The organism is Chryseobacterium vaccae (assembly GCF_009602705.1).
Taxonomy (GTDB): Bacteria; Bacteroidota; Bacteroidia; order Flavobacteriales; family Weeksellaceae; genus Chryseobacterium; species Chryseobacterium vaccae.
Genome location: NZ_VSWH01000001.1, coordinates 2,990,544 through 3,017,308 on the forward strand (window position 1 = coordinate 2,990,544; position 26,765 = coordinate 3,017,308).

Annotated in this window: 27 protein-coding genes; 13 read left to right on the forward strand and 14 right to left on the reverse strand. The window is 37.8% G+C overall.

Features of this window, described 5'->3' with window-relative positions; all coding sequences use genetic code 11:
• The first annotated feature begins 3 nt into the window (after nucleotides 1-3).
• Genes FW768_RS13545 through FW768_RS13575 form a run of 7 tightly spaced genes read left to right on the forward strand, consistent with a single transcriptional unit; the run spans nucleotide 4 to nucleotide 4,625 of the window.
• Complete coding sequence (locus tag FW768_RS13545; RefSeq protein ID WP_153396216.1) at nucleotides 4-759, forward strand: polysaccharide deacetylase family protein; 756 nt, start codon at nucleotides 4-6, stop codon at nucleotides 757-759.
• Nucleotides 752-1,378: a LolA family protein gene (locus FW768_RS13550; RefSeq protein WP_153396218.1), complete on the forward strand. Its 627-nt coding sequence runs from the start codon at nucleotides 752-754 to the stop codon at nucleotides 1,376-1,378. The genes FW768_RS13545 and FW768_RS13550 overlap by 8 nt, the downstream gene beginning before the upstream one ends.
• Nucleotides 1,344-1,985: a hypothetical protein gene (locus FW768_RS13555; RefSeq protein ID WP_153396220.1), complete on the forward strand. Its 642-nt coding sequence runs from the start codon at nucleotides 1,344-1,346 to the stop codon at nucleotides 1,983-1,985. Before FW768_RS13550 ends, FW768_RS13555 begins: the two co-directional genes overlap by 35 nt.
• A gap of 2 nt (nucleotides 1,986-1,987) precedes the next feature.
• Entirely contained in the window at nucleotides 1,988-2,590 is a 603-nt protein-coding gene (locus FW768_RS13560) for a porin family protein (protein ID WP_153396222.1), read from the forward strand.
• A gap of 4 nt (nucleotides 2,591-2,594) precedes the next feature.
• Nucleotides 2,595-2,975 (forward strand): hotdog family protein, encoded by a 381-nt coding sequence (locus tag FW768_RS13565; RefSeq protein WP_153396224.1) that lies wholly within the window; start codon nucleotides 2,595-2,597, stop codon nucleotides 2,973-2,975.
• Nucleotides 2,972-3,448: a hypothetical protein gene (locus FW768_RS13570; RefSeq protein WP_153396226.1), complete on the forward strand. Its 477-nt coding sequence runs from the start codon at nucleotides 2,972-2,974 to the stop codon at nucleotides 3,446-3,448. Before FW768_RS13565 ends, FW768_RS13570 begins: the two co-directional genes overlap by 4 nt.
• Nucleotides 3,449-3,452: 4 nt before the next feature.
• The gene (locus FW768_RS13575) at nucleotides 3,453-4,625 is read left to right on the forward strand and encodes a DUF2062 domain-containing protein (protein WP_153396228.1); all 1,173 of its coding nucleotides are present in this window, start codon (nucleotides 3,453-3,455) and stop codon (nucleotides 4,623-4,625) included.
• A gap of 376 nt (nucleotides 4,626-5,001) precedes the next feature.
• Here the strand turns inward: FW768_RS13575 and FW768_RS13580 are convergent, their stop codons facing one another.
• The 9 genes from FW768_RS13580 to FW768_RS13620 all read right to left on the reverse strand — a co-directional run bounded on the left by FW768_RS13580 (nucleotide 5,002) and on the right by FW768_RS13620 (nucleotide 14,870).
• Complete coding sequence (locus FW768_RS13580; protein ID WP_153396230.1) at nucleotides 5,002-6,255, reverse strand: alpha/beta hydrolase; 1,254 nt, start codon at nucleotides 6,253-6,255, stop codon at nucleotides 5,002-5,004.
• A 6-nt stretch (nucleotides 6,256-6,261) separates the two neighbouring features.
• Complete coding sequence (locus tag FW768_RS13585) at nucleotides 6,262-6,627, reverse strand: SdpI family protein (protein ID WP_153396232.1); 366 nt, start codon at nucleotides 6,625-6,627, stop codon at nucleotides 6,262-6,264.
• Complete coding sequence (locus FW768_RS13590; protein WP_153396234.1) at nucleotides 6,624-8,306, reverse strand: C45 family autoproteolytic acyltransferase/hydolase; 1,683 nt, start codon at nucleotides 8,304-8,306, stop codon at nucleotides 6,624-6,626. Before FW768_RS13590 ends, FW768_RS13585 begins: the two co-directional genes overlap by 4 nt.
• Nucleotides 8,293-9,828 (reverse strand): phytoene desaturase family protein, encoded by a 1,536-nt coding sequence (locus FW768_RS13595; protein WP_153396236.1) that lies wholly within the window; start codon nucleotides 9,826-9,828, stop codon nucleotides 8,293-8,295. Before FW768_RS13595 ends, FW768_RS13590 begins: the two co-directional genes overlap by 14 nt.
• A 132-nt stretch (nucleotides 9,829-9,960) precedes the next feature.
• Complete coding sequence (locus FW768_RS13600) at nucleotides 9,961-10,845, reverse strand: LpxL/LpxP family acyltransferase (RefSeq protein WP_153396238.1); 885 nt, start codon at nucleotides 10,843-10,845, stop codon at nucleotides 9,961-9,963.
• A 112-nt stretch (nucleotides 10,846-10,957) separates the two neighbouring features.
• Nucleotides 10,958-11,212, reverse strand: a complete 255-nt coding sequence (locus tag FW768_RS13605) for a phosphopantetheine-binding protein (RefSeq protein ID WP_153396240.1) — start codon at nucleotides 11,210-11,212, stop codon at nucleotides 10,958-10,960.
• Between the two features lie 6 nt (nucleotides 11,213-11,218).
• Complete coding sequence (locus FW768_RS13610) at nucleotides 11,219-12,439, reverse strand: beta-ketoacyl-[acyl-carrier-protein] synthase family protein (protein ID WP_153396243.1); 1,221 nt, start codon at nucleotides 12,437-12,439, stop codon at nucleotides 11,219-11,221.
• A gap of 100 nt (nucleotides 12,440-12,539) precedes the next feature.
• Complete coding sequence (gene fabG, locus FW768_RS13615) at nucleotides 12,540-13,271, reverse strand: 3-oxoacyl-ACP reductase FabG (protein ID WP_153396245.1); 732 nt, start codon at nucleotides 13,269-13,271, stop codon at nucleotides 12,540-12,542.
• Nucleotides 13,272-13,349: 78 nt separating this feature from the next.
• Nucleotides 13,350-14,870 (reverse strand): HAL/PAL/TAL family ammonia-lyase, encoded by a 1,521-nt coding sequence (locus FW768_RS13620; protein WP_185151977.1) that lies wholly within the window; start codon nucleotides 14,868-14,870, stop codon nucleotides 13,350-13,352.
• Between the two features lie 98 nt (nucleotides 14,871-14,968).
• Between FW768_RS13620 and FW768_RS13625 the strand changes: the two genes are divergently transcribed.
• On the forward strand, nucleotides 14,969-16,222 hold the full coding sequence (locus FW768_RS13625) for an NAD(P)/FAD-dependent oxidoreductase (protein WP_153396249.1): 1,254 nt from the start codon (nucleotides 14,969-14,971) through the stop codon (nucleotides 16,220-16,222).
• A 39-nt stretch (nucleotides 16,223-16,261) separates the two neighbouring features.
• Here FW768_RS13625 and FW768_RS13630 read toward each other — a convergent pair whose 3' ends face one another.
• The 5 genes from FW768_RS13630 to FW768_RS13650 all read right to left on the reverse strand — a co-directional run bounded on the left by FW768_RS13630 (nucleotide 16,262) and on the right by FW768_RS13650 (nucleotide 21,423).
• Complete coding sequence (locus FW768_RS13630; protein WP_153396251.1) at nucleotides 16,262-16,867, reverse strand: hypothetical protein; 606 nt, start codon at nucleotides 16,865-16,867, stop codon at nucleotides 16,262-16,264.
• A 146-nt stretch (nucleotides 16,868-17,013) separates the two neighbouring features.
• The gene (locus FW768_RS13635; protein WP_153396253.1) at nucleotides 17,014-17,619 is read right to left on the reverse strand and encodes a hypothetical protein; all 606 of its coding nucleotides are present in this window, start codon (nucleotides 17,617-17,619) and stop codon (nucleotides 17,014-17,016) included.
• 55 nt (nucleotides 17,620-17,674) lie between these two features.
• Nucleotides 17,675-18,274 (reverse strand): hypothetical protein, encoded by a 600-nt coding sequence (locus FW768_RS13640; RefSeq protein ID WP_153396255.1) that lies wholly within the window; start codon nucleotides 18,272-18,274, stop codon nucleotides 17,675-17,677.
• A gap of 23 nt (nucleotides 18,275-18,297) precedes the next feature.
• Nucleotides 18,298-19,590 (reverse strand): phenylacetate--CoA ligase family protein, encoded by a 1,293-nt coding sequence (locus FW768_RS13645; protein WP_153396257.1) that lies wholly within the window; start codon nucleotides 19,588-19,590, stop codon nucleotides 18,298-18,300.
• Nucleotides 19,591-19,734: 144 nt separating this feature from the next.
• Entirely contained in the window at nucleotides 19,735-21,423 is a 1,689-nt protein-coding gene (locus FW768_RS13650; protein ID WP_153396259.1) for a M23 family metallopeptidase, read from the reverse strand.
• A 329-nt stretch (nucleotides 21,424-21,752) separates the two neighbouring features.
• Between FW768_RS13650 and ileS the strand changes: the two genes are divergently transcribed.
• From ileS to FW768_RS13675, 5 genes are all read left to right on the forward strand, one after another.
• On the forward strand, nucleotides 21,753-25,142 hold the full coding sequence (ileS, locus tag FW768_RS13655) for an isoleucine--tRNA ligase (protein WP_153396261.1): 3,390 nt from the start codon (nucleotides 21,753-21,755) through the stop codon (nucleotides 25,140-25,142).
• Nucleotides 25,143-25,201: 59 nt separating this feature from the next.
• A complete protein-coding gene (locus FW768_RS13660) occupies nucleotides 25,202-25,582 on the forward strand; it encodes a TraR/DksA family transcriptional regulator (protein ID WP_002983772.1) in 381 nt (126 codons plus the stop codon).
• 79 nt (nucleotides 25,583-25,661) lie between these two features.
• Nucleotides 25,662-25,907, forward strand: coding sequence for a DUF6576 domain-containing protein (locus tag FW768_RS13665; RefSeq protein ID WP_153396263.1), 246 nt, complete (start codon nucleotides 25,662-25,664; stop codon nucleotides 25,905-25,907).
• A gap of 16 nt (nucleotides 25,908-25,923) precedes the next feature.
• Nucleotides 25,924-26,115: a DUF2683 family protein gene (locus FW768_RS13670; RefSeq protein WP_153396264.1), complete on the forward strand. Its 192-nt coding sequence runs from the start codon at nucleotides 25,924-25,926 to the stop codon at nucleotides 26,113-26,115.
• A complete protein-coding gene (locus FW768_RS13675) occupies nucleotides 26,115-26,753 on the forward strand; it encodes a lipoprotein signal peptidase (protein ID WP_153396266.1) in 639 nt (212 codons plus the stop codon). Before FW768_RS13670 ends, FW768_RS13675 begins: the two co-directional genes overlap by 1 nt.
• Nucleotides 26,754-26,765: the final 12 nt, after the last annotated feature.

Consider the following 26,765-nt stretch of genomic DNA (forward strand, 5'->3'; position numbering starts at 1 on the left):
CCCGTGAAACACTATCCATTTATACTATTTTATCTTTTCTGCAACGTGATGATCTATGCGTTTCATGGAAGCTTTTGGGTGTATCTGGCTGGATTTCTGGCTTTTTCTGCGGTGGTAGTATGGGGTTCTTTCGATATTGAACTGGGATATTTTGTCAACAGTATCACCCATAAAAGAACAAGGATCAAAGAAACAGCATTGACTTTTGACGACGGGCCAACCGAATTCACTCCTAAATTTCTGGATCTTCTGAAAGAACATGAAGTAAAAGCTACTTTCTTCTGCATCGGGAAACAAATTGAAAAGTATCCTGAAATTTTCAAAAGAATTATAGCAGAAGGACATACCATTGGAAACCATACATTATCCCATTCCAATTCAACCGGCTTCCTATCAACATCAAAAATGACAGAAGAGATTGAAAAATGCGATGAGGTCATGATGAAGATCGGAAATATTAAAACGGATCTGTACAGACCTCCTTTTGGCGTTACCAATCCGAATATCGTCAAAGCCATCAGAAAAACAAACAAGACAAGCATCGGCTGGAATGTCCGTTCATTGGATACCATTATTGATGACGAAAAGAAAATTTACAAAAGGGTAACTCAAGGCCTGAAGAAAGGCAGTATAATCCTTCTTCACGACACTTCTGAAAAAACGTATCGGGTATTGGCTGATTTATTGTTATTTTTGAAGGATAAAAAATACTCAACGTTTACCGTTGATACTCTTATAAAATCAAAGAAAAATGATTAAAAATATTGCTTTTGGAGCGTTTTTATTAGTTTCTGCGTTATTTTCTGCACAGAATACTTCCATGTCTGCCACAGAAGCCAAAGCATTTGTTACAAAGGTTTCATCAGAAACCCAGGAAATCAAAACCCTGCAGAGTGATTTTACCCAGACAAAAAAAATGGATTTTCTGGACAAAAGCATCGTTACTTACGGCAAAATGTCCCTGAAGACGCCCAATACGCTAAGCTGGAGATATACCAAACCGTATCAGTACAGCATTGTTTTTAAAGACAACAAGATCTTCATCAATGATCAGGGGAAAAAATCTTCTGTAGATGCCAAAAGCAAAACATTTGAGAAGATCAATAAGCTGATTGTGGGAAGTTCAAACGGAAAAATGTTCAATGACCCGGAATTTACAGTGGCTTATTTCAAGAACGGAAACTTTAATATTGCCCGGTTTACTCCAAAATCCGCCCAATTGCTGAAATATATCAAGCAGATTGAACTTCACTTTCCTAAAAACCAATCTACGGTTTCACAGGTGAATATGACAGAGCCTTCAGGCGATACCACCAATATTGTTTTCAAAAATACCAAGATCAATGCTGCCATTGCTGCGTCAGAGTTTAGTCTATAGTCTGGTCTTCATCCTGCTTATTTCCTGTAAAACGTATCAGCTTACAGGGGCAAAACCTGTTTCATACTCTGAAAAGACTGTTGAAAATCTGTATTTCTCTTCCGGTGAAGATTATGTCTACAAATGCCAGATGGATATTTACAAGAATCACGTAAGCGGAATTCTGATCATCAAGAAACTGAATGAAATAACACACCGTGTTGCGATGACTTCAGACTTCGGAAATAAATTAATTGATTTCGAGATCTCTGAAAATGATTTTAAACTGAATTACGTTCTTCCTGATTTGGATAAAAAAATCGTCATTAATTTCTTAAAGAATGATTTCCGGGAACTTCTGCGTAAACAATATCCGGTGAATGAAACTTTTGAGAATGGTCATTCGAAAATATTCCTGTCTAAAATGGATAACAAAACCTATTATCTGTTTTTCGGAAAAGAAAACGGACTGTTGAAACAGATCGTGTATACAAAGAACAATAAGGAAAAAATCGATTTTACTTTTGATGCAAAAAAACATATCTTCGCAGATAGTCTGAACCTTCAGCATAAGGATTTCAAGATCAATATAAAACTATACCAAATAACAGAAACTGAAACTAACTAGCCATGAAAAAACTTATTATTTTATCATTCGTACTGATATCAGCCTTGTCTTTTGCACAGGTTACTTTCAGCCCGGGAATCAGAGCAGGTGCTAATTTTTCACATTTTTCCAACACTGAGCAGTATAACTATTATTATGCAGAAGAGTTTCCCAATGCGGCCAAACCTTATCTGGATTTTAAAACGAAAACCGATTTTTATATCGGATTTTTAGGAAACATCCGTTTTACAAAATTTTATGCGCTTCAGCCTGAAATTAATTATTCCAGACAGGGTGCCAAAATAGATACCAATGTGAATAACTGGAACGGAACAAAACTTTCTGTATCGTATTTAGGATTTCAGCTTGTCAATAAGTTTTATTTCAATAAGTTTAATGTCCATGCAGGCCCAACTGTGGAATTTGTACTTGACAATAAGAATTTTGAACCTCAAAATAAAGTCGATCTTGGGATAACTGCTGGTGCAGGATATGATATTACGCCCAATCTGGGTATTGAAGCCCGCGTAAAAAAAGGATTTATTCCTGTAGAAGGCTATAATAACAACCACTATAATGTAGTTTTCCAGACCGGACTCTACTATACATTTAATCTGAAAAAATAAAATCATGCAGACGCTACTTACAGACTTTTATACTTTAGAATCCTATGAAAAAGGGGAAAACGGAAGTTTTACAGCCCATATCAGCCTGCACAAGGAACATGATATTTTCAAAGGGCATTTTCCGGGAAATCCGGTGACTCCGGGAGTCTGTATGATGCAGATCGTAAAGGAACTGGCTGAAAAATTCACCGGCTCAGAATTATTTTTAAAAACGGCGTCGAATGTAAAGTTCATGGCAATTATCAATCCTTTTGAGACACCGGATCTGAAGCTGCAGCTGGATATTACCGAAGACGAAACAGATGTTAAAGTAAAAAACATCACCTCTTTTGGCGAGACTATTGCATTAAAAATGACGGTAAGCTATAAAAAATTAATGTCATGAAACTTATATTCTCTTTAATAACAGCCTTTATTCTATTCTTTCAGACTGATCTTGAAGCTTTAAGAAACAGCTATGCAAAGGCTAACTCATCCAACACCAATACAGAATCATTCATCAACCTGGCAGAGAAGCAGTCCGGTTCTGATGCGGTTACTTCCGGTTATAAAGCTGCTGCTCAGATTATGGAAGCTAAAATTGCCAAAAAGAACAGGAAAGCACTCGTAAAAAACGGAGCAACCAGTCTTGAAAGCATTATCAAGAACAATCCGAATAATATTGAACTCCGCCTGATCCGATTAAGCGTACAGGAAAATATTCCTAAAATTGTAGGCTACCGCGGCAGCATCAAAGATGATAAAGCTTTCCTTATCGACAATTACAGTAAGCAGAATACAACGCTTAAAAACTATGTTAAAAAGTTTGCCATGCAGTCCAAGTCTTTCTCAGATACTGAAAAAGCATCTTTAAAATAAAACCATGACCCTTCCTGAAGTACAGAATGTAATCTCCGAAAAAAAGATTTGCATTTTAATACCTACCTACAATAATGAAAAAACTCTGAAAAGAGTGATAGACGGTGTTTTAGATTACACTGAAAATATTATTGCGGTAAATGACGGCTCTACAGATGCTACACCTGATATTCTGGCCCAATATCCACATATTACGGTTATTACGCTGGCAGAGAACCAGGGAAAAGGAAATGGTCTGAAAACCGGCTTTAGAAAAGCTAAAGAACTCGGCTATCATTATGCCATAACGATTGATTCAGATGGACAGCATTATCCGGATGATATTCCTGTTTTTGTAGAGACTCTTCTTCAGGAAAAAGAGGATGTTCTCCTGATCGGGAACCGTAATATGTCTCAGGATGGAATTCCGAAAAAAAGCAGTTTTGGGAACCGTTTTTCCAATTTCTGGTTCTGGTTCGAAACCGGAATCAAGCTGGAAGATACCCAATCCGGGTACAGATTATATCCCCTTCTTAAAATTCCGAAGAAATATTTCACCCCAAAATTTGAATTTGAGATCGAAATTATTGTAAGGACTGCCTGGAGGCATGTTCCGGTAAAGAACGTTCCGATAAAAGTATTATATGATCCGGCAGAGAGGGTTTCCCACTTCAGGCCGCTCAAAGATTTTACACGAATCAGCATCCTGAACACCATCCTGGTAATCATTACCCTTTTTTATATTATTCCGAGAAACTTCGTGAATAACTTCAAAAAAAAAAGTTTTAAAAGATTCATAAAAGAAGATGTTCTGGAAAGCGACGGAAGCAACCGTATCAAGGCTTTTTCCATTGCGTTGGGGGTCTTCATAGGGCTTTCTCCTTTCTGGGGATTTCAAACCCTTCTGGTGATCAGCCTATCTGTTCTTTTTAAACTGAATAAAGTACTGGCATTTGTGTCTTCCAATGTAAGTCTGCCCCCTTTTATTCCTTTTATCATAGCAGCTTCTCTTTTTTTAGGAGCTCCGTTTGTGCAGGGTGACAGTAATATCCTGGGCCAGGACCTCAATTTCGAACTGGTAAAAAATAATCTGCTGCAATATGTTATCGGAAGTTTTATCCTGAGTACAGCTTTATCTTCTATTTCTGGAATTGCCGTTTTTCTTTTCCTGAATAAACTCAATCCTGAGAATGATTAGGAGGGAATTTACTTTTCTAGAATCGAAATTGTCCATTATACAATGTTTGTTTTTTTATCGCAAAGGGTTTCATTCTATACCGCTTAATCAACTCCGTTGATTCGATGAAGCGGGCATTTTAACCATCCACTTAGTCAGTGACGAATTTGCTTTTTTAAAAATCAATAGCATAATTATGTGAAAATCTTCTTGCCACTAATAAATAATTCGTGCATTAGTGGCAGAAAAAAATAACCTCATTAAGTCAATAAATTAAGCTTAATGAGGTTATTATCGAAGACTTATAGGGCATTAATCTTCTATTTTCAATTGTGGATAACTTGTTAGTAACGTATTAGCAAGCTATCGATAACTTGTTAAAAAACTGATATTCAATTTATTTTAAAATAAACTGTATAAGATCATTTAAAAATTCCTGATCCACATTTCCTTTAATTCCGTAGTCTTTTGGAGAAGGAGTTCCGGTACCTTTGATAAATATGTGGCTTAGGGACGGATACCATTTGAAAACAGCTGTTTTATCATTTTTAAGAGCATTTTTCCAAAGACTGAAATCTTTTTCCGTAACCTGATAGTCTCTGCCTCCCTGAGCAAAGAACATCGGTGATTGGATCGTCTTTACCTCATCAAGCGGTTTATAAGTCTGTAAATATTTCCAGTAAGCACCCGAAAGACCTAAGGGAAGTTCAGACGATGGTGTATCTGCAGTAAATTTCCCCGAATTCAAAAATGCTACCTGCTTTTTGATATTTTCCACTTCTGTCTGCGGCAGTCCGGCAGGATTTACTTTATGAATATACTCATACTGATCCAGGATCAGATCCTGCATAGGTCTTGCATTTCCTGCCATAAAAATATATTTTGAAGCTTTGGCTTTCCCGGCTATTCTCGGCATCAGATAAGCACCCAGACTATGTCCCAGAACAATAATCTGGTAATCTTTATAATCTGCGTTAGTTTTAAAATAGTTTACCACATTGACAGCATCATTAATAGTTTCATCCGCTGCTGTAGACTGTTCGCTGAAGGTTTCCGGATTAGAATTGGTACGCTTATCATAACGGTATGAAGCTATTCCATTTTTGAAAAGATCGTCAGCTATATCTTTAAAAGGCCTGTTATCTCCAATCGCTTCATCCCTATCCTGAGGCCCAGAGCCGTGAACAAAAACAACCAACTTCTTCTTTGAATTCTGTTCAGGCACCAGCAGTGTTCCTTTTAACTCAATATCTCCGCTTTTAATTTTCAAAGCGGTTTTATCATCCGCTTTATCAAAAATCTTATGAGGCACCAACAGGAAACCGATGATCTTGTTCTGCTCATTAAAGGTGATCAGGATATCCAGTTTTGATTTTTCAAATTCTGAATAATAGTAGTATTTATCATTTTCCTGATTAACTTCCACAACATTTTTAAATGCTCCCAGATTACCTAAAATCTGATCTACAACACTTTTAAGGTCTGTTACAGGAATCTCTCCCGCTATGGAAGCATCAAAAGAGGCATGGGCCTTTTCTGTATTTTTATCCACCAGAAGGGTTTTAATAAAAGTATTTCCCAGATCTTTCCTCTCCTGGGCAAATGAGACTAATGATACTAAAATCAAAAATAAGATGAATGTTTTTTTCATGGTAATTTATTTATAAACGACATCCGAAAATGATAACGGACTCATCACAATGGTAACAAATATTGCGATAATAACCAGAACGATCTGTATTGTATTATGGGTTTTCTGCAGATCCTCTTCTTTAACCTCGAAAGAATACTTGATCTTTTCCGGATTTCTGATAATTCGCCAGATAAATACAAGAATAGCCAGATTCAGCAGAATGGGAGCAAAAAGAAACAGCTTACTTCCAAAACCGTCATTCTTTCCTCCGTATCCATGAATCGGGATAATATCCGGAACAGAAGTGTATATAGTGAACAGATACACCGTGTAACAAATAATGATCACAAAAGGGATGCAAAAGAGAAGCTTGATATTTTTAGAGATCATTTTAATTTTTTTAGCGTTTTCTTCAGGTATTTTTCTACATTTTTCCGGTCCGGAACTGTAGTAATTTCTTTGGTAAGGGCTGTTTCAAAGGCAGTTTTAGCTTTTGAATATTCTTTTTTATTGAAGTAATATTTTCCTGACTGATAATATACAAGCCAAAAATCGGGATTCAGAGATTCATAGTAAGGGATGAAATCTTCTGTAAGCACTATATCTTCAATGTCGGCAGCATTATTAACCTCGGTACTCATCAATTTATACTGTTCATATTTTTCAAAGTCTTCAGAATCTGCAAACGGATCTCTGGCGATGTTTAGTCCGGTTCTTGCTTTCAGGCTTTCCGCAGTATTTTTGTCTGAAAAGATCTCATTAAGATCATAGCAGACAAATTCTCCCAGCTGATAAGGATTTGAAGAAACCCACACCAGTTTTTTCTCCGGCGAAAAGATCACGGCATGATGAGCGAGCAGCTGGTTAAGCGCTTTTTCGTTTCCATAGCCTATTTTCTCATGCTTCAATCCGGAACGGTCTCTTAAAATAGCCGCCATTTTTTCAGGGTTCAGCTTTTTATTTTCCTGCAACAATTCCTGCAATTTTTCATAGCGGTACTCGGAATGACTTTCCGCAATATGTTTCTGATTCCTCTTATCTTCTCTATAAGCATCAGACTGGAAGTGGTTGGTACAAATAAGCTGGCTTGTATTCTGTACTTTATACACACCGAAATTTTTCGGTGAAACTTCAATAATCACTGCATTCTTATCATGAGCACTACCTACCAAAATAGATTCGGATACAAATACTTTTCTTTTTTTAGCGATGGCAATAGCTTCATCAATATTTTTTGCATACTGAAGAATTTCTCTTGTCACAAAGGAAATCGGAGTTTTAGCGGTCAGCGGAATTTTAGATTTTCCGGCATTGATCGTCACGGTAATGCCTTCTTTGTTCATCCCGGAAACAACCCCCGTCATTCCCGGCCAGCTTACAGATATGTAGGGAATTCCGTTTTCAGGCTCTACAAATTCTATCAGCTTATTTTTAGCAAAATCTTCTCCAACATAGAAATCAAAATTCCTTCCGATGAGAAGGTCTCCGTCTTCTGTATTTTCATTCCATACAGCAAGCGAAGAACAGCCAACCATAGCAAGATCCTGCAAGGCATGGCCAATGTCATGGGCTCCGTGAAGATAGAGGCTTCTCAGGTATTTTGGAGCAATAAAATTGTATTTATCAGATGAATATTGAGATAAACCGTATAGTTCTGCCTGGTAATCTTCTCTTACATTGAGGTACATCTTCCGGTTGTACCATTTAAGAAATCCACGCAGCAGTTTCTGCTTAAATTTTGACGGTACAAATCCCTCCACTTTGGAAAAGAAGATCTCTTCCTGATGCTGCATCAGGTTCTGGGTAAGGGCACCGTTGTTATATCCAAGCTGCAGAGGATTGCCTTTGATATACAATTCCCACAGCTGCTGTTTGTTTTTTGTTAAATAATTCCTGTTGAAGCTGAATGTTGAATCATTAATCTTTTTAACATTCGGAGTTTCCAACTTATATTGACTGATCTCCGGAATATGACGGACAGATTTTGAAACCCCGCAGGAAGCGAGCATAAAAAGAAGGATAAAATAAGCTCTCCTGCTTCCGGAAAACAGCCTGTTATAGTTTTTCATTATTCTTGATCATTTGGGTCAGGCGGGCATCAATATGTTCTTTTCCTAAGATTTCCGCACAGGTATTAAAAGCGCCTATCGTTACCCCGAGAATTCCGTGCATATTCACAGACTGTCCGGTAAGAAACAGGTTATCAATCTTCGTTCTTGGTGAAACCATTGTCTTTAAAGGGTTATCCGAACTCTTCATATATCCATACATATTTCCCTCTAAACTGCCGATATAATCCCGGTAAGAAAGCGGTGATGAAGTATAAACACTTTTAATAGAATTTCTTAGTCCCGGAATTTTCTTTTCCAGAGCTTCAATCATTCTTTCCGCTTTTTCCAGCTTGAATTTTTCATAAGCCGCCCCCCGTTCGTGTTCCTCTGCAACAGTATTGACTGTTGTCTCCCAGATTCTCACTTCTTCGAAATCCATATAGGAAATGGCCGTGAGGCTTTCTGCATATTCCGGATGATGCTTGGACGGAGTGGAAGAAAGCATATAGGTTACGGGCCAATTTTCCTTGGTATACTGATAAGCATTCCACACCTGTTCTTCCGATTGATAGTGGTACAGGTTATAATTGAAGTTCGGAACTGAATGTGGTTTCAAAACCAGATAGACACTGAAGCATGAAGAAACGGGTTTCCAGCTTAGTACTCTGTTCAAAAAAGACTTTTTCAGCCTTTCCTCTCCGATGAGTTTTATTGCTGAACGGATTTCTATATTGGAAATAAATTTTTTCGCTGTATATTCTTTTCCGTCACTGGTTTTTACGGAAGTTAAAACATCATTTTCATTAAAAATGAATTCAGAAACCTCGGAATGTTTATGAACTTCTGCTCCATATTGCCGAAGCTTCCTGATGAGCAGTTTTGAAATCTGGCTTCCTCCTTTTACGCATTTGTATGCGCTCTGAATATAAGAGTTTACAGTTAGTGCGTGTACATAGAACGGTATATTTTCAGAATCTCCGGCGTATAGAAAATTAGATCCCAGCAATACAGCCTGTAGCTTTTTATTCTGGGTAACGGATTCTATAAATCTTTTGGTGTTGAGATGCAGGATCTCTTCATTATAATTATCTTTTCCTACGACATGATATCTTGGAAACTGTCCGCAGACATACTGAATTTCTTCGCAGTAGTTTTCCAGGTTTTGCTTTTCTCCGGGAAAATAAGCGGTGAGCTGTTCAATGAAGTTTTCATATCCCTGTGCGTGAGGATATTCAATATTCTCATCTTCAAAACTTATTTTATCATAACCGTCTTCATCCATTTGATGAAGTTCCAGCTCATCCATGATCTCAAGATAAGAGAAAAACTGATGGAGATTCTGTCCTTTTGAAAGCCCTCCCAGATAGTGAACTCCAGTATCAAAAATCAGCTTATCCCTTGAAAAGGTCTGCAGATTTCCGCCGTATTGGTTATTTTTCTCCAGAACGCATACTTTCAGGCCTTCTTTCGCCAAAATAAGAGCCGAAACAAGGCCTCCCAATCCGCTGCCGATCACAAGTATGTCGTATTCTTTTTTCAAAAGGAGAAAGTTGAGTGTTTTTAATTAAAAAATTCAGAAAATAAGGGATTTTAAATGCTTATTCTTTCTACAATCCTAATTTTCCAAATGATTTGAGTCTGTTATTTAGTTTTCGGGATAAAATTAGAAAAATTAATCCATATCATCCCAAAAATCAAAATAATTGAACCACTGAAGCGGATATTTTTTAATCATCGATTCAAGATTCTGTACATAGGAATTAAGAAGTCCCTGAGAATCACGGTTTTTAATATTCTGAGCAACCCTGGCATATAAGTGATAATGAAGATTTTTTTCTTTCATCACATATACATAGACTACAGGTACCCCAAGGCGGGAAGCAATAAGGAAAGGACCTGCAGGAAATTTTGCACTTTTCCCCAGCAGATCTGCCTCCAGATATTTGGAACCTTCAAAATAGCGGTCTCCGGTAAAACAGATCAGTTCATTGTCTGATAAAGCTTTATTGATGTCGAAAATATGCGACATATCCTCTTTTACGTAAATGAATTTGATATTGCTCTTTTTTACGGCTACTGTTTCAAGATATTCTTTAATAACGGTTACTTCCTGATCTGTGGTTACCAGGTTGATCTGGCAGTCAAAGTCAATATCGGCAAAGAAATGTTCTGCAATTTCAAAGTTTCCGATGTGGGCACTGATCAGGACTCCTCCTTTTTTCTGGGCGAGAAGGTTTCTCAGATTTTCAATCCCGTCAAATTCATAAGTATATTTTTCCCGCAGTCCTGCAGAAATAGCTGTTTTATCGATCAAAACCTTTCCAAAGGTGAAATAACTTTTAAAAACTGAAATTTTGGCCTTCCAATAGCCGTAATTAAGTCTTTTTCGGAAATAATAAAAGATATAGCGGTTGCTTCGGTTCAGAAACAAAAAATAGTAGGAAGCAACAAAATAAAGAACAAAATAGGAACTCCTGATTCCGATATTTCTAATACACCAGACGAATATTTTGTATCCTGTTATGGTTCCTTTAGATTTACCTTTCCACTTGTTCATATATATAATTTACCAATGTAACAGTATACCAATGCAACAATATCTTTCATTGGTACACTGCTACATTATTACATTGGTACATTTTTTAAAAGAATAAAGATTCAATCTATAATTAGGCGTTTTTTTCTGCGATCTTATTTTCAATAGTTGTATAAAAATCGTCAAACGTGATCATTTTCTTAAAGTCTGCTTCTCCTAATTTCACCCCGAAATTAGATTCAATGATTACCACCATATCTATATAATCCAGACTGTCTAAGCCCAGAGTGCTTTTAAGATTGGCATCATTGCTGATCTCATCACCATCCACTTCGAATTCGTTTACTAAGAAATCATTAACGATGGCAACAATTTTTTCCCTTTCCATGTTTTTCTAATCAAATTTTTTAACAATTAATGCGGAGTTGGTTCCCCCAAATCCGAAAGAATTCGACAAAAATACATCAATTTTTTGATTTTTCGTTTTTGGGACTAAATTTATCCTTTGAGCTTCATTATCAGGATTTTCCAGGTTAATATTCGGTGCCACGAAATCATTCTGCATCATCAGAATTGAGTAAATAACCTCACTTGCCCCCGCCATCCAGCACTCATGTCCGGTCATTGACTTGGTAGAACTTACCGGAACTTCTCCTCCAAATATCTCAAAAATAGCTTTTGCTTCATTGGCATCTCCAATCGGAGTAGATGTTGCGTGTGCGTTAATATAATCGATATCTTCAGGCTTTAATCCGGATTGCTTCAAAGCTCTGTCCATTGCTAAAGCCGGCCCGTCTACATTTGGTGTTGAAATGTGCCCGCCATTGGACGAGAACCCATACCCGATGATCTCTGCAATGATTGGAGCACCTCTTCTTTGCGCTGACTCCAAGCTTTCTACCACAAGGGAAGCAGCTCCTCCGCTTGGTATAAGGCCATCTCTTCCTGAATCAAAAGGTCTTGAGGCTTTTGTAGGCTCCTCTTCTCTTACCGAGAACACACCTAAGCCGTCAAAACTGGCCATAGAATATTTATTGGTTTCCTGTGCTCCTCCGCAGATGATCATATCCTGAAAACCATTTTTAATCATCATATAGGCTAATCCTAAGGAATGCGATCCACTGGCACAGGCTGCGCTGATGGTAAGATTGATTCCTTTCAGCTTGAATATCGTTGAAAGATTCATCGTTACGGTAGAATTCATTGATTTAAAGATCGCTCCCGATCCCATCAATGTTGTATCTTTCTTTTCTCTTGCAATATCTATGGACTCCACCACTGCCTGAGAAACACTGTCGTTTCCATATAAAATACCTACTTCATGGGCATCCAGAAATTCCTGGTCTATGCCTGCCTGCTTTAATGCGTCTGTGGTAGCCAGGTAAGCATACTCGCTTTCCTCCCCCATACTTACGCGCTGGCGTCTGTTAAGGAGATTTTTAAGATCCGGTTTCGGAACTACTCCGGTAAGTCCTGATCTGAAACCAAATTCTTTTCTTTCCTGCACTAAAGCAATACCGGATTTTCCTTGATATAGGGATTCTTTGACTTCTTCCAAAGAGGTCCCGATGCAAGAATAAATTCCCATTCCGGTAATTACAACCCTATTTTCCATTTATTTATATTGAATTTAACAATGTATCAGTCTAGCAATGTAACAATATTTTCATTGAGATCAATCAACAGTGGACTGATACATTGGTATATTGTTCTATTTATGAGTAAATTCCCCCGTTAATATTCACCACTTCACCAGTAATATAAGAAGCTTTTCTTGATGCTAAGAAAGCAACCAGATCGGCAACTTCTTCCGCTTCGCCAAATCTGTTGGCAGGAATCATTGCTTTAAGCTCTTCTTCGTTAAAATCCTGGGTCATATCTGTTCTGATAAATCCCGGAGCCACTGCATTTACGGTAATATTTCTTTTGGCAACTTCCTGGGCAAGTGCTTTTGTGGCTCCTACCAAAGCTCCTTTTGCAGCAGAATAATTGGTTTGTCCTGCTGTTCCTTTTACTCCGGAAACTGAAACCATATTGATGACTCTTCCGTATTTGTTACGAAGCAGCTTCTGAATAAAAAAGTTGGTTACATTGAAGAACCCGTTCAGACTGGTATTGATTACGCTTGTCCAATCTTCATTCTTCATCCACATGAACAATCCGTCTCTGGTAATTCCGGCATTATTGACTATTACTTCTACCAAAGCATCCGGGTTATTGTCCTGCCATGCTGTAAGAATATTTTGAGTTTCTTCGGCATTGGCTACATCGAACTTAAGAATTTCTCCTGTAGCACCAAGTTCCTGTACTTTAGCCAGTGTTTCTCTTGCTGCAGCTTCATTGGAAGCGTAGTTAATCAGTATATGATAATTTTTTTCTTCTGCCAGTTTCAGACAGACAGCTCTTCCAATACCTCTGGAGCCGCCCGTTATAATTGCACATTTCATGTGTTAGCTGTTTAGTTTTAGTTTTTTTAAGTTAACTTTTAAATCCCTAGTTTATTGACAATCCAACCGTATTAATAGTTACATGGTCTTTAAATATTTTTTAACTTCCTCCAGATACGGATACATCACCATATCGCTGGAGAATGCAGGAATAATCTTTCTGATTTCGTCATAAAGCTCTTTGGTAGAAGACGAAATTTTATCCTGAAAATCAAGATATTCAATAGCCTGAATGATGGTAATCGCTTCAATAGCCAATACTTCAAATGCATTCTCTATTACTTTTCTACAAATTACGGCTGCATTGGTTCCCATACTTACAATATCCTGATTGTCATTATTATTAGGAATACTGTGTACATACATGGAGTTCGACAGCATCTGGCTTTCTGCCGTGGTAGATGTTGCCGTGAACTGAACGCCCTGCATCCCGAAATTGAAGCCTAATTTACCTAAATTTACAAAAGGAGGCAAAATTTCGTTGATCTTTGCATTCAAAAGGTAGTTCAACTGCCTTTCGGCAAGCATCGTCAGTTTGGTAACAACGATCTTTAATTTATCCATTTCCAAAGAGATATAATCCCCGTGGAAGTTTCCTCCGTGGTAAACGTGCTGATCTTCTACATTGATAATTGGATTATCATTCGCTGAGTTGATCTCATTTTCGAGAACATTCTCCGTATATTCCAGTGTATCCAGAACCGGACCTAAAATCTGCGGAACACATCTCAATGAATAATATTCCTGTACTTTTTCTTTAAATACTTTTTCCTGTTCTTCAAAATGAGTGTATAGGTGATCTTCTCTTTTTCTGATTAATTTACTGTCAGCAAGATGGGCTCTCATTCTTTCAGCCACTTTCTGCTGTCCATAGTGTTTTTTGGTACCGTTCAGTGCTTCAGAAAGGTGATCATCATAGGCCTGTACAATTTCATTAATAGCACAGGAAAGCCTGATGGAGATCTCCGTCAATTGATTGGCTTTATAGGCATTCACAATCCCAATCCCGGACATCACGGAAGTTCCGTTCATTAAAGCAAGTCCTTCACGGATTTCTACTTTTATAGGCTCCAGTCCTTCTGCTTCAAAAACTTCTTTGGTCAGCTTTCTTTCCCCTTTATAAAAAACTTCCCCTTCTCCGATAAGAACTAAGGCAAGATGGGCAAGTTGTACAAGATCGCCACTGGCTCCCACGCCTCCGTGTTCAAAGATCAATGGTGTAATATCTCTATTGATTAATTCTGTAAGCAGATGTACAACAGATTGGTGTACTCCTGAATTTCCAAGTGAAAGAGTATTCAGCCTCGCCAGCATACAGGCTTTTACTTCCTGCGCAGGCAAAGGGTTACCGATTCCCGAAGAGTGGCTTCTGATCAGGTTATACTGAAGCTGGTGGGTATCTTCATCACTGATCTTGAACTGTGCCATTGGGCCAAAACCTGTATTCACACCATATATTACTTTATTCTTTGAAAATTCCTTTAAAAACTGAAAACTCGTCTCCACTCTGTCTAAAAGTGTTCCGTCCAGTTCTATTTTTTCGTTTTCAATAATGATCTTTTGAAAATCCTTCAGTTGTAAAAAGTTATTTATTTTCATCAATTAAAAGTAATAGTTGATAATTTTGTAAAATATTAATTATTTGTCACTAATTTTGCGGCAAAGATAAAAGTTATTATTAAAATAAAAAATCAAAGATGAGCAAAGAATTTGTTGATGTTCTCGTAATCGGTGCTGGACCTTCCGGATGCGTATCTTCTTCATACTTAAAGAAGAACAATATCAGCGTAAAAGTTGTCGAAAAAACAAGATTTCCAAGGCTGGTAGTCGGAGAAAGTCTGATCCCGAGGGTAATGGATCATTTTGATGAGGCCGGGCTCTTTCCTGCTTTAGATAAAATGGGGTTCGAGAAAAAGCTGGGTGCACGTTTTCTTCGCGGCGATGAAGTCTGCATTTTTGATTTCAGCAATAAGTTCGGAGAAGGCTGGGACTGGACCTGGCAGGTTCCGAGAGCTGATTTTGATAATACTTTGGCCCAGGAAGTAATCAACAAAGGTATTGACCTTGAATTTGAAACGGAAGTCATCGGGATTGAGTTCAACGGAACGGATTCTGTGACTACTGTAAGAACCAAAGACGGGGAAACGAAAGAAATACATGCTAAGTTTGTGATTGACTCGAGCGGATATGGCCGTGTACTTCCACGCCTGTTAGACCTTGAGAAACCTTCCAAATTATCTCCACACTCTGCTATTTTCTCTCACGTAAAAGATATCAATCGTGAAGAAGGCGAAGAAGGAACACTGATTTCTTTTGACATTATAGAAACGGAAGTATGGCTTTGGGTAATCCCTTTCTCTAACGGAAATACAAGTTTAGGAATTGTAGGCCCTACGGAATATATTGAAAAGCTTTCTGAAAACGGAGATCCAGCGGAAGCACTGAGAAAGGCCATTTCTCTTTCTGACTATTATATCAAACGTTTTGGTGATGTGGAATTTCTTTTTGAGCCGAGACACCTGAAAGATTATTCATGCTCTGTGAAAAAGCTGTACGGTGACGGATTCGCGTTAACCGGGAATGCTTCAGAATTCCTGGATCCTGTTTTTTCATCAGGAATGGCTTTTGCTACGGAATCAGGAATGCTTGCCGCAAAACTGGCTGTAAGACAGCTTAACGGTGAGAAAATCGACTGGCAGAAGGAATACACCGATTATATATTATACGGAGTAGATGTCTTTACCACCTATGTAAAGGAGTGGTATACCGGAAATCTTCAGGAGCTGTTCTTTCATCAGCCTGAAAACCCTGATGTGAAGAAAAAGATATGTGCCGTACTGGCCGGATATGTCTGGAACAAAGACAATCCTTTTGTAAAGAAACACGACACTGTGATTAAGAATCTTGCCAGCCTCATCAAACTTGAAAAAGAGCAGCAGGAACCATCATAAAAAAGCGGTCTGAACATTCATTCAGACCGCTTTTCATTTTTATTTAATTTCTTTACTGATAGCTTTTCCTAAGAGCTTACCGGTAGCTTCATAAGCCGCAGCGATTCGTCCGTATTCCCAAGAAAATTCACTGTTCATCTTTTTCCCTAAAATTTTATCACCTTGTAATTTCATGATTATTTTTGAGGGATTATCAGTCTCGACAAAAGCCAGCTCTGAAGTCAGTTTACCTTCCTGAGAACCGATAAATCCGCCATACCAGCCCGCGTAGACCCATTTTGTATCAATGATTAGAGTGTATGTTGTTGCAGCATTACTTTTAAAGACTATTTTCTTCGACTTATTATTAATCCCATTTAAAAAGTGCTCCAGATAGCCAGACTCTTTAAATTTTCCCCATTGAACAGCCCAGTTTCCCCAGGCGGCTTCTCCTTTTTTGGCTGTAATATCTGCTTTCCTGTTTTCAAGGTATTCTGCTTCCGTTAAGTTCTTTTCATGGAAAACCACATTATTGAATTTCAGCTGAACATTCACTTCTGTCTGACCTTTTAAGAAATCAAAATTACCCCATTCATAATTTATTTTATTCTGGGCAAAAGTCATTGTTGTAATAGCCGCAAATAACAGCATTAGTAATTTCTTCATGGTTATTGATAATGTTTTTAAAATAGTAAATATAGATGAAAAGTTCCTTTTGCAGAAATGTTAAATTTTATTTCGTTCCACCTAAAACCTGTTGTTCTTTCATTAAGAACAATAAAAAAGACTGCTGTTGGCAGTCTTTTTTATGATTATTTTACTTCTCTTTCAATTTTCTGGGCGAGTGTCTTCCCTGTTTTGGCAAAACCTTCTCCTACTCTTGTTTCGTTGTTGAAGTTACTTCCCCACTGATCTCCCGGCGCTTCTATACTTTCTATATCACACAGTACTTTTTTCGTTGTACTGTCAACAAAAGTAAGTTGTGTTGTTACTTTTGCCGGCTGCTTCATGATCCCTGCATCCCATCCCGGATAAACCCATTTTACTTTTACCATCAAGGTGTATGGTCCTCCAGCATTTTCTTTCAGTTTAGTGTTGATATTTTCTTTAGAAAGAACTTTGTTGAATATCATAATAAATTTGGGATTCCAAAGTTCTTCTTTACTTCTTTCCCATTGCTTTTTCCACAGTTCACCGGAGCCTTCTGTTTTTTTATTCAGTTCTTCAATTCTTCTGGGAATATATTCTGCTTCGGTGAAGTTTTCTTTTAATAGTTTCATTTCAGAGTAATCGAAAACAACATTTACCGTTTCAACTCCTTTTAAGAATTTAAGATCTCCACTCTGGATTTTCATTCTCTGAGCCATCGCTGTAACTGATATAGTCATAGCGAGTACTAATGATAATAATTTTTTCATAGTTGATAATTTTTTTAGGTTATAAATTAAAAGCTGTTTTTATTGAAACCCTCCATTATTTTTTGGTATAATGCTCTACTTTCAGGGCAAGCATTTTGGCTGTCTTTGCGTAACACTCAGCCATTCTGTCGTTATTATTGGGAACTCCGAAACCGTTGTCTCCGGTAGCTTTTATTCCCTCAACAACCATTAAAACATGATCTGGATTTTCTGTTTCTACAAAAGTCATTGTGCTGTTGAGTAATGAGGGATCACTTGCAAGAGGCATGAATGCCCCCATATGAATCCATTTGGGTTCAACGATAAGGGTATATTTGGTTTTCTCGAAATGGGTTGAGGCTTCAATTCTGGTATTTTTATTCCACGATGTTAAAAACTTTTCAGGAAAGGTTTGTGTTTTGGTCAGCTCCCAGTCTGTTTTCCATTTTTCAGCTTCTTCTTTTCCTTTAGAGGCCTCAATTTCGTTCATTCTTTTGGTTATAAACTCATTTTCTGTAAAATTCTTTCTTTCAAAAGTTACTCCTTCAAATTTGAAAACTACTTTTAAGAATTTTTCACCTTTTAAGAAATTATAATCTCCGGAAATAACTTTTACTCTCTGTGCCGTTAATGCCGCTGAAAATACAAGCAGGAGAAAGGCAAAAAAATTTTTCATGGTTATGTGTATTGGTTATTAGTTTATCTTAAATCTATAAATGTAATCGGCTTTCTGCTGTTGGGATGAAAAACTGTTTTAGACAAGATTTCGAAATCAATCATTTCAATTTTCGGGCTTACCCTTAGTTTTGCACGGAAATGGTCTCTTACTTCATTCACAAAATTTTCATGATCGTTCTCTGTACTCAGCTTGATAATAATTTCATCCAACCCGATCTCATTAGACTGAATAACGATCTGATAGCATAAAATAGTATTGAAATCATTTAAAATATCATTCATTGCAGGTGGATACAGCGTTGTCCCTTTATATTTGATCATCTGCTGTTTTCTTCCCACAACCGGCCCCAATCTCATGGTATTTCTTCCGCATTGACACGGTTCATAATGCGCTTTCACAATATCCCCTGTCTTGAATCTAAGCAGAGGAATAGCTTCTACCCCCAGTGTAGTAATGGTTAATTCCCCGTTTTCACCTTCCTTTACGGGCTCTTCATGATCATCTAAAATCTCTGTGATAATGAGTTCCGGATGATGGTGTCCCCCGATCTGGTATTCACATTCTGTAAAAGCCGTGCTCATTTCCGTTGATGCATACGTAGAGAACAGTTTGATATTCCATTTTTCTTTAATCTTCTGGGAAAGAATATTATCTGTAAAATCCTGATTTTTGATGCTTTCTCCTATACAAACCGCGCCGTATACACTGGAATTTTTATAATCGAGACCATGTTTTTCGGCATAATCAATCATTTTCAGAAGGAACGAAGGAACCGTAATCAGATATTTAGGCTTATACCTGAAAATAGAATCCCATTGCAGTTCAGGAATACCCGGCCCCATTCTCACTACGCTGGCCCCCATTTTTCTCAGGCCTAAAAAGTAGGCAAGACCAGCCATGAATCGTTTATCAATTGTTGTAATCATCTGCACAACGTCTCCTTTCTGAATTCCTGCACAGGCAAAAGAAATGGCTTCATTGTAGGCCAGTCTTTCCAGATCGCTGTCAGACAATCCAAAAGTCACAGGATCTCCTAAGGTTCCCGATGTAGTGCTGTAATCAACAATCTGGGTCTGAGGAATACAGAAAAAATCATCGTTATTCTGCTGCAGGTCATTTTTGGTAGTCGTCGGAATTTTCCGAAGATCTTCCAATGTCCGGATCTCCGCAGGATTGATATTGTGTTCTCTGAATAGTTTCTGATAAAAAGGTGAATGTACTTCAAGATAAGCCATAAGTTCCTGAAGCTTCTGCTCCTGAAACTTTTTTATCCCCTGAATGTCTGATTTCTCTATAGCCGGATGAAAGTCCAATGATTTTAATTTTGGACAAATTTATTAAATTGTAGCATGTATTCAGGTAAAATGTATGAGTGATTTTCAACCGTAAGCTTACACAAACCTTTATCAGCTATCATCCATCCTAATAAAGTCTAGCTGATAAAAATTTGTCTATTATTATCTTTGAAAAGTAAAAGTTTGTGTATTTGTATTTCCGGCTGTATTGATTGTTGTCACTTTTAAAGTATGCAATCCTGAACCTTTGGAGCATTTTTCATCAAAAGTATAAACAAAATCATCCTTCACACGGGCAAACCGGAGCCATTTCCCATCCAGTTCTGCACGAAATGAAACAATGTCCCCGACTTTTGTGCTTCCTTTTAACCTCAAGGATCCTCCATTAATCAATACGCCATCTTTCCAACCGGGAGAAACAGAAGGCAGGCTGTTATCCAGAACCAACTTTGCTGTACCCAGTCTGTTAAACTTTCCTTCAATCCAGTCTCCGTCCCAGCCTCCTTTTATAGCTTTTGTATCACTTCCATAATCCAGCAGGATAATTACTTTCTCTTTTTCTTCCTTGTTTAGTTTTCTGCTAGGTTTTATTTTCAATGTATAATCATCGTGAACCGGAATATATGGATTGTGAAGAATAATAGTATTGGAAACCGAACCAGTTCCTACATCCGGTTTTTCGGACATGTTGAAATTTACAGCATCATAAATCTCATTTTTCCCCAACCTGAGTTCTGCATTTTCAGAGGAGATTGTTTTTTCCTGATCAGGTATCACAGCTTTATCCGTAGAAAAAACTTTATCATTAACTTTACTTAACTGAACTTTTGTTGTCAAACGGCTTGTATTTCCATTCACATCTTTCAGAATAATTTCAATATTGTGGATTTCTTCATCCTGAAGATTAATAATTCCTGATAAATTGGGACGGCTGTAATTCTGAAGTTTCATACCCGGCAAGGAAGATAAATGCTGGATCGCCGTTTTATCTCTCATAAATTTAGTGTAATCTATACAGCCATTAAGGTAGCGGGTATCATCGTAACTTACTTTGTCGATAGAAAAACCATAGATGAGCTTTCCGTCCATAAATAACTCTGCCTGATAAATTCCCAAATTGAACCCCTGATTGGCTTTATCTACAGCTTTAATTCCCAAACTTATTATTGGGGAATTAACTTTCATTACATCAGCAGTGTAATTATTTCCTGATTTTTTAACAGTAACGCCGTTAGCTCCCGGCTCATAGATACTGAAACGCCTGTTATACCAATACAATCCGCTGATTATAGGAGCTAAATGATCAGGAATGTTAAAGCCAAACAGTAAAGGATTCAGGCATTCTTCTGTTTTGGTATCCCGTATTTCAAAGTGGAGATGTGGGCCCGCCGAACCTCCTGTATTTCCGCTTAAAGCGATCAACTGTCCTTTTGCTACAGGAAACTGTCCGGGCTGGAAAGTAATATCCTGCTCCCATGTTTCATCTTTGTACTGTTTTTCTTTGAGGTATTCATCCAACTTATCATAATATTTGTTTAAGTGGGCATACACTGTTGTATAACCATTCGGATGGGTAATGTACACCGCATTTCCAAAACCATATCTTTCAACTTTAATCCTGCTTACATAACCATCCGCAGCAGCAACCACGGATAAATTTTCCTGACTGTTCGTTCTCAGATCCAGTCCCATATGAAAGTGATTGGTACGAACCGCACCAAAATTGGCGGCAAGCTGCATGGGAATATTCAGAGGGTTTCTGAAATAGTTTTGGGGATAATTATTCTGGCCCTGAATGATGATAGTGTGGATAAAACCAATAATAAGCATCAATTTGGAAAAGATTTTCATACTGCATCTGGTTTTTTAGGTCTACATTAAATATACGGGTATTCAAGCAATGATCGTGCTATTTTATTGCCGTAAACTAAGCTGGTTTTTATTTTTCAAGCGGGCTAAAGCTCATTGCTATTGAATAAAAGAACCCCAATTTGTTTGTGAACAACAGTGTTAAAACTCACTCATTCACCATTCACCATTCACTTTTTAGCATTCTCTGCATTTATATTTCTGAGATTGAAGTTTTTAATAGAAATTACCTAAATAAAACATATCTTATAAACCGACAAAATTCACTAAATTTGCAGACTTAATTAATCAACGATATTGAGATATTTACAATGAGCCAATTTAAAGAATACAAAAACCTCAACCTTATTGACGTAGCCGACAATGTAGCGGAATTTTGGAAACAGAATAAAACGTTTAGTAAAAGTGTTGAGATTCGCGAGGGCAATCCCGAGTTTGTTTTTTATGAAGGTCCGCCTTCAGCAAACGGTATGCCCGGAATTCACCACGTAATGGCCAGAGCATTAAAGGATATTTTCTGTCGTTTCCAGACGCAGAACGGAAAACAGGTTTTCCGTAAAGCGGGCTGGGATACACATGGACTTCCTGTGGAGCTGGGCGTAGAAAAGGAATTAGGAATTACCAAAGAAGATATTGGCAAAAAAATCTCTATTGAAGACTATAACAGGGCGTGCCGTGAAGCGGTAATGCGCTATACGGATGTCTGGAACGACCTTACCGAGAAAATCGGGTACTGGGTAGATCTTGAGGATCCGTATATCACCTACAAATCCAAATATATGGAAACAGTATGGTGGCTGTTGAAGCAGTTGTATGACAAAGAATTATTGTATAAAGGATACACCATTCAGCCCTATTCACCAAAGGCGGGAACAGGACTTTCATCCCATGAGCTGAACCAGCCGGGAACGTATCGTGATGTTTCTGATACTACGGTAGTGGCTCAGTTCAAAGCTAAAAAAGAATCTTCTGAGCTATTCGGTGATATAGACGGCGATGTGCATGTTCTTGCATGGACGACGACTCCATGGACGCTTCCTTCCAATACAGCCCTTGCCGTAGGAAGAGATATTGAATATGTTTTGGTAAAAACGTTCAACCAATATACTTTTGAACCGATAACGATCGTTTTATCAAGAGTTCTTTTACCAAAAGTTTTCGGTAAAAAATATACGGAAGGAACCGATGAAGATTTCGCCAATTATACTTCAGAAAGCAAAGTAATTCCGTTCAGAATTCTTAAAGAATTCACCGGAGAAAAACTTGCCGGAACACAGTATGAGCAGCTGATCCCTTGGTTTACACCGAATGACACGCCTGAAAATGCTTTCAGAGTGATCTTAGGTGATTTCGTTACTACGGAAGACGGTACAGGTATCGTTCACATCGCGCCTACTTTTGGTGCGGATGATGCCAGAGTAGCAAAAGAAGCAGGAATTCCTCCAATGTTGGTGAAAGATGAAAATGATAATCTTGTTCCTCTTGTAGATCTTCAGGGTAAATTCATCAAAGGAGAAAATGTTCCTGAAGTATTTTCAGGAAAATATATCAAGAATGAGTATTACGATGAAGGAACTGCTCCTGAAAAATCATGGGACGTAGAACTTGCGATCCTTCTGAAAACGGAGAACAAAGCTTTCAAAGTAGAAAAATATGTCCATTCATATCCACACTGCTGGAGAACAGACAAGCCGGTATTGTATTATCCGTTAGATTCATGGTTTGTGAAAATGACGGCTGTAAAAGACAGACTGGTTAACCTGAACAAAGAGATCAACTGGAAACCGAAAGCTACCGGTGAAGGACGTTTTGCCAACTGGCTGGAGAATGTAAACGACTGGAACTTATCCCGTTCAAGATACTGGGGTATTCCGTTGCCAATCTGGAGAACAGATGACCTGAAAGAAGAAAAGATCATCGGATCTGTTGAAGAGCTTTACAATGAGATTGAAAAATCTATTGCAGCAGGCTTCATGAAGGAGAATCCTTTCCAGGGATTTGTGATCGGAAATATGTCTGAGCAGAATTATGCTTTAGTTGATCTGCACAAAAATGTAGTGGATAAAGTAGTTTTAGTTTCAGATTCAGGAAAAGCAATGAATCGTGAGAGTGACCTGATCGATGTATGGTTTGATTCAGGATCAATGCCGTATGCACAGCTTCACTACCCGTTTGAAAACAAAGAAATGATTGACGGAAATAAGGCATTCCCTGCTGACTTTATTGCAGAGGGAGTTGACCAGACCCGTGGATGGTTCTATACACTTCATGCGATAGGAACTGCTGTTTTCGACTCTGTTGCTTATAAAAACGTAATGAGTAACGGTCTTGTTCTGGATAAGAACGGACAGAAGATGTCAAAACGTTTAGGAAATGCGGTAGATCCATTCGAAACCCTTTCTGTATACGGTCCGGATGCAACGAGATGGTACATGATTTCGAATGCGAATCCGTGGGAAAACCTGAAGTTTGATATTGAAGGAATTGACGAGGTGAGAAGAAAATTCTTCGGAACACTTTATAACACCTATTCGTTCTTTTCGCTTTATGCAAATGTTGACGGCTTCAATTATTCAGAAAAAGAAGTGGAAAACCGTCCGGAAATTGACCGATGGATCCTTTCTGAGCTGAATCTTTTAATTAAAGAAGTAAAAGCATTCTACGAGGATTATGAACCTACAAGAGTAGCGAGAGCCATCAATACTTTCGTTAATGACAATTTAAGTAACTGGTATGTAAGATTGTGCAGAAGACGTTTCTGGAAAGGAGATTATTCTGATGACAAAATCTCTGCTTACCAGACTTTATATACCTGCCTTGAGGTAGTGGCTAAACTGTCTGCTCCAATTGCTCCGTTCTTTATGGATCAGCTGTATCAGGACTTAAATAAAGTAACAGGAAAAGAAAACTGTGAATCTGTACACTTAACGGATTTCCCTGTCGCTGATGAAAGTTTAATCGATGAGGATCTGGTTGAAAAAACTCATCTGGCTCAGACCATCACAAGTCTGGTACTGTCTATCAGACGTGCAGAAAGCCTTAAAGTAAGACAGCCGCTTCAGAGAGTTCTGATTCCTGTTCTGGACAAGAAAACAGAAGAGCAGATCTTAGCCGTGGCAGACCTGATTAAGCAGGAAGTAAACGTAAAAGAACTACAATTAATTAATGCTGAAGAGGCATCTCATTTAATTGTAAAGCAGATAAAACCGAATTTCAAAGCACTGGGTCCTAAACTGGGCAAAGACATGAAAACGGTAGGCGGAGAGATCACCAACTTTAATGCGGAACAGATTTCCACCCTTGAAAAAGAAGGAAAAATTGATATCCAGGGATATGAAATCACCCTTGATGATGTGGAAATTTCAACGAAAGATATCCCGGGATGGACGGTTACTTCCGATGGAAAAACCACTGTGGCATTAGATTTGACGTTAACCGATGAGTTAAAATCTGAAGGAATCGCGAGGGAATTCATCAATAGAATCCAAAACCTGCGAAAAGAGAAAGATTTTGAGCTGACAGACCGAATCCAAATCTTCATTGAAGAAAATTCACCTTTCATTGAAGATATTAAGAAAAATGAGGAATATATTTCCTCCGAGGTCTTGTCAAATAAAATAGAAATTGTATCTTCACTTTCAAATTTTAACGAAATCGAAATAGATGAGGTTAATTTTAAGATAAATGTCGAAAAAAATTAACAAGTAGTTATTGTATTTCAAATTCCATTTCATAATTTTATTAAAAAAGAGAAAAGAATATGTCAGACGAAAGAGTTAGATACAGCGATGCTGATTTACAGGAATTTAAAGCGATCATTAAAGAAAAAATAGAAAAAGCTGAAAAAGATCTTCAGCTGATCAGAGAAAGTTTTATCAATGACCAGAATAATGGTACTGATGATACTTCCCCTACTTTCAAAGCTTTTGAAGAAGGAGCTGAAACGTTGAGCAAAGAACAGAACTCTATTTTGGCAGGAAGACAGGAAAAATTCGTCCGTGATCTTAAGAATGCGTTAATCAGAATCGAAAACAAAACGTACGGTGTTTGCAGAGTAACAGGAAAATTAATTCCAAAGGAAAGACTTCTGGCCGTTCCTCATGCTACGCTGAGCATTGAAGCGAAAAATATGCAGAAATAAGCCGTAAGGTTTGTAAAATAATATTGGGTTTATATCGTATTCACGGATACTATATAAACCTAATTTTTAATATACACCCATGAGCGAAGTCATTATTTTAGTTATTATCGTTGCAGCTGCCCTGCTGTTCTTCAACAGGGAATGGATCAGGAACAGATTTTTCCCGGTTCAGCATACCAACTATACGATTGATGACCAATTTAATTCCGACAAACGTGAAAGGGAAAAAGAAATCGACAAACTGTTAAGCAAAATGGGCAAAAACGGAATCAATGACCTCTCTGCTAAAGACAGAAAAAGACTTGATGAGCTGTCCAAAATGTAAAAAATAAAACAAGAAAATGGAATCTATCATAGTACATCCTAAAAACTCTATGGAGCTTAGCGCACTGAAAAGTGTTTTAAAAGAAATGAACATTAAGTTCGAAAAAGCACATGTTAAAAGTTCGTTTAACGGACAGAAAGTAATCAAAAAAGCGAGCGATAATAAAAATGTAAAAGCTTCAAAACCGTCAAAACCTAAAGGACTGTAATGAAAAAGATCTTAGCGATAACATTTCTAGTGTTATTAATTGACCAGGCTTCAAAAATTTACATCAAAACCCATTTTAATCTGGATGACAGTATTTCTGTTTTGCCAGGCTTTAAACTTACTTTCGTAGAAAATCCGGGAATGGCTTACGGGCTTCATTTCGGAGGGATTATCGGAAAATACTTTCTGGTTATCCTGAGACTATTCCTGATTGGGGGAATGGTGTATATGTTCAAAAAATGGCTGAAAGAAGGAGCTTCCAATTATCTTTTAATCCCAATGGCTATTATCTTTGCCGGAGCCATCGGAAATATTATCGATGGTATGTTCTATGGACTGATCTTCGACAGCGGAACGGTTTATGACGCAAGCATCGACCGATGGATCGGATACGGTGGAGTTTCTAAGTTCGTTCCTTTTGGCAACGGTTATTCTGCCTTTATGAAAGGATGTGTGGTAGATATGCTTCACTTCCCGCTGGTAGACTGGAACGTTCCTGAAAGTGTTCCTTTAATCGGAGGAAAACATATTGAATTTTTCAAATACATTTTCAATGTTGCCGATTCAGCGATTACCATAGGAGCAGCCTTATTATTAATATTCAGAAAAAAGGCTTTCCCTAACGGTCTTGAATTTTAAAAGGAATTCCTG

Coding starts and splice junctions, on each gene's coding strand:
- FW768_RS13550 (WP_153396218.1), top strand. CDS start 752: ATGATTAAAAATATTGCTTTTGGAGCGTTTTTATTAGTTTCTGCGTTA.
- FW768_RS13555 (WP_153396220.1), top strand. CDS start 1,344: ATGCTGCCATTGCTGCGTCAGAGTTTAGTCTATAGTCTGGTCTTCATC.
- FW768_RS13560 (WP_153396222.1), top strand. CDS start 1,988: ATGAAAAAACTTATTATTTTATCATTCGTACTGATATCAGCCTTGTCT.
- FW768_RS13565 (WP_153396224.1), top strand. CDS start 2,595: ATGCAGACGCTACTTACAGACTTTTATACTTTAGAATCCTATGAAAAA.
- FW768_RS13570 (WP_153396226.1), top strand. CDS start 2,972: ATGAAACTTATATTCTCTTTAATAACAGCCTTTATTCTATTCTTTCAG.
- FW768_RS13575 (WP_153396228.1), top strand. CDS start 3,453: ATGACCCTTCCTGAAGTACAGAATGTAATCTCCGAAAAAAAGATTTGC.
- FW768_RS13580 (WP_153396230.1), bottom strand. CDS start 6,255: ATGAAAAAAACATTCATCTTATTTTTGATTTTAGTATCATTAGTCTCA.
- FW768_RS13585 (WP_153396232.1), bottom strand. CDS start 6,627: ATGATCTCTAAAAATATCAAGCTTCTCTTTTGCATCCCTTTTGTGATC.
- FW768_RS13590 (WP_153396234.1), bottom strand. CDS start 8,306: ATGAAAAACTATAACAGGCTGTTTTCCGGAAGCAGGAGAGCTTATTTT.
- FW768_RS13600 (WP_153396238.1), bottom strand. CDS start 10,845: ATGAACAAGTGGAAAGGTAAATCTAAAGGAACCATAACAGGATACAAA.
- FW768_RS13605 (WP_153396240.1), bottom strand. CDS start 11,212: ATGGAAAGGGAAAAAATTGTTGCCATCGTTAATGATTTCTTAGTAAAC.
- FW768_RS13610 (WP_153396243.1), bottom strand. CDS start 12,439: ATGGAAAATAGGGTTGTAATTACCGGAATGGGAATTTATTCTTGCATC.
- fabG (WP_153396245.1), bottom strand. CDS start 13,271: ATGAAATGTGCAATTATAACGGGCGGCTCCAGAGGTATTGGAAGAGCT.
- FW768_RS13620 (WP_185151977.1), bottom strand. CDS start 14,870: ATGAAAATAAATAACTTTTTACAACTGAAGGATTTTCAAAAGATCATT.
- FW768_RS13625 (WP_153396249.1), top strand. CDS start 14,969: ATGAGCAAAGAATTTGTTGATGTTCTCGTAATCGGTGCTGGACCTTCC.
- FW768_RS13630 (WP_153396251.1), bottom strand. CDS start 16,867: ATGAAGAAATTACTAATGCTGTTATTTGCGGCTATTACAACAATGACT.
- FW768_RS13635 (WP_153396253.1), bottom strand. CDS start 17,619: ATGAAAAAATTATTATCATTAGTACTCGCTATGACTATATCAGTTACA.
- FW768_RS13640 (WP_153396255.1), bottom strand. CDS start 18,274: ATGAAAAATTTTTTTGCCTTTCTCCTGCTTGTATTTTCAGCGGCATTA.
- FW768_RS13650 (WP_153396259.1), bottom strand. CDS start 21,423: ATGAAAATCTTTTCCAAATTGATGCTTATTATTGGTTTTATCCACACT.
- ileS (WP_153396261.1), top strand. CDS start 21,753: ATGAGCCAATTTAAAGAATACAAAAACCTCAACCTTATTGACGTAGCC.
- FW768_RS13660 (WP_002983772.1), top strand. CDS start 25,202: ATGTCAGACGAAAGAGTTAGATACAGCGATGCTGATTTACAGGAATTT.
- FW768_RS13665 (WP_153396263.1), top strand. CDS start 25,662: ATGAGCGAAGTCATTATTTTAGTTATTATCGTTGCAGCTGCCCTGCTG.
- FW768_RS13670 (WP_153396264.1), top strand. CDS start 25,924: ATGGAATCTATCATAGTACATCCTAAAAACTCTATGGAGCTTAGCGCA.
- FW768_RS13675 (WP_153396266.1), top strand. CDS start 26,115: ATGAAAAAGATCTTAGCGATAACATTTCTAGTGTTATTAATTGACCAG.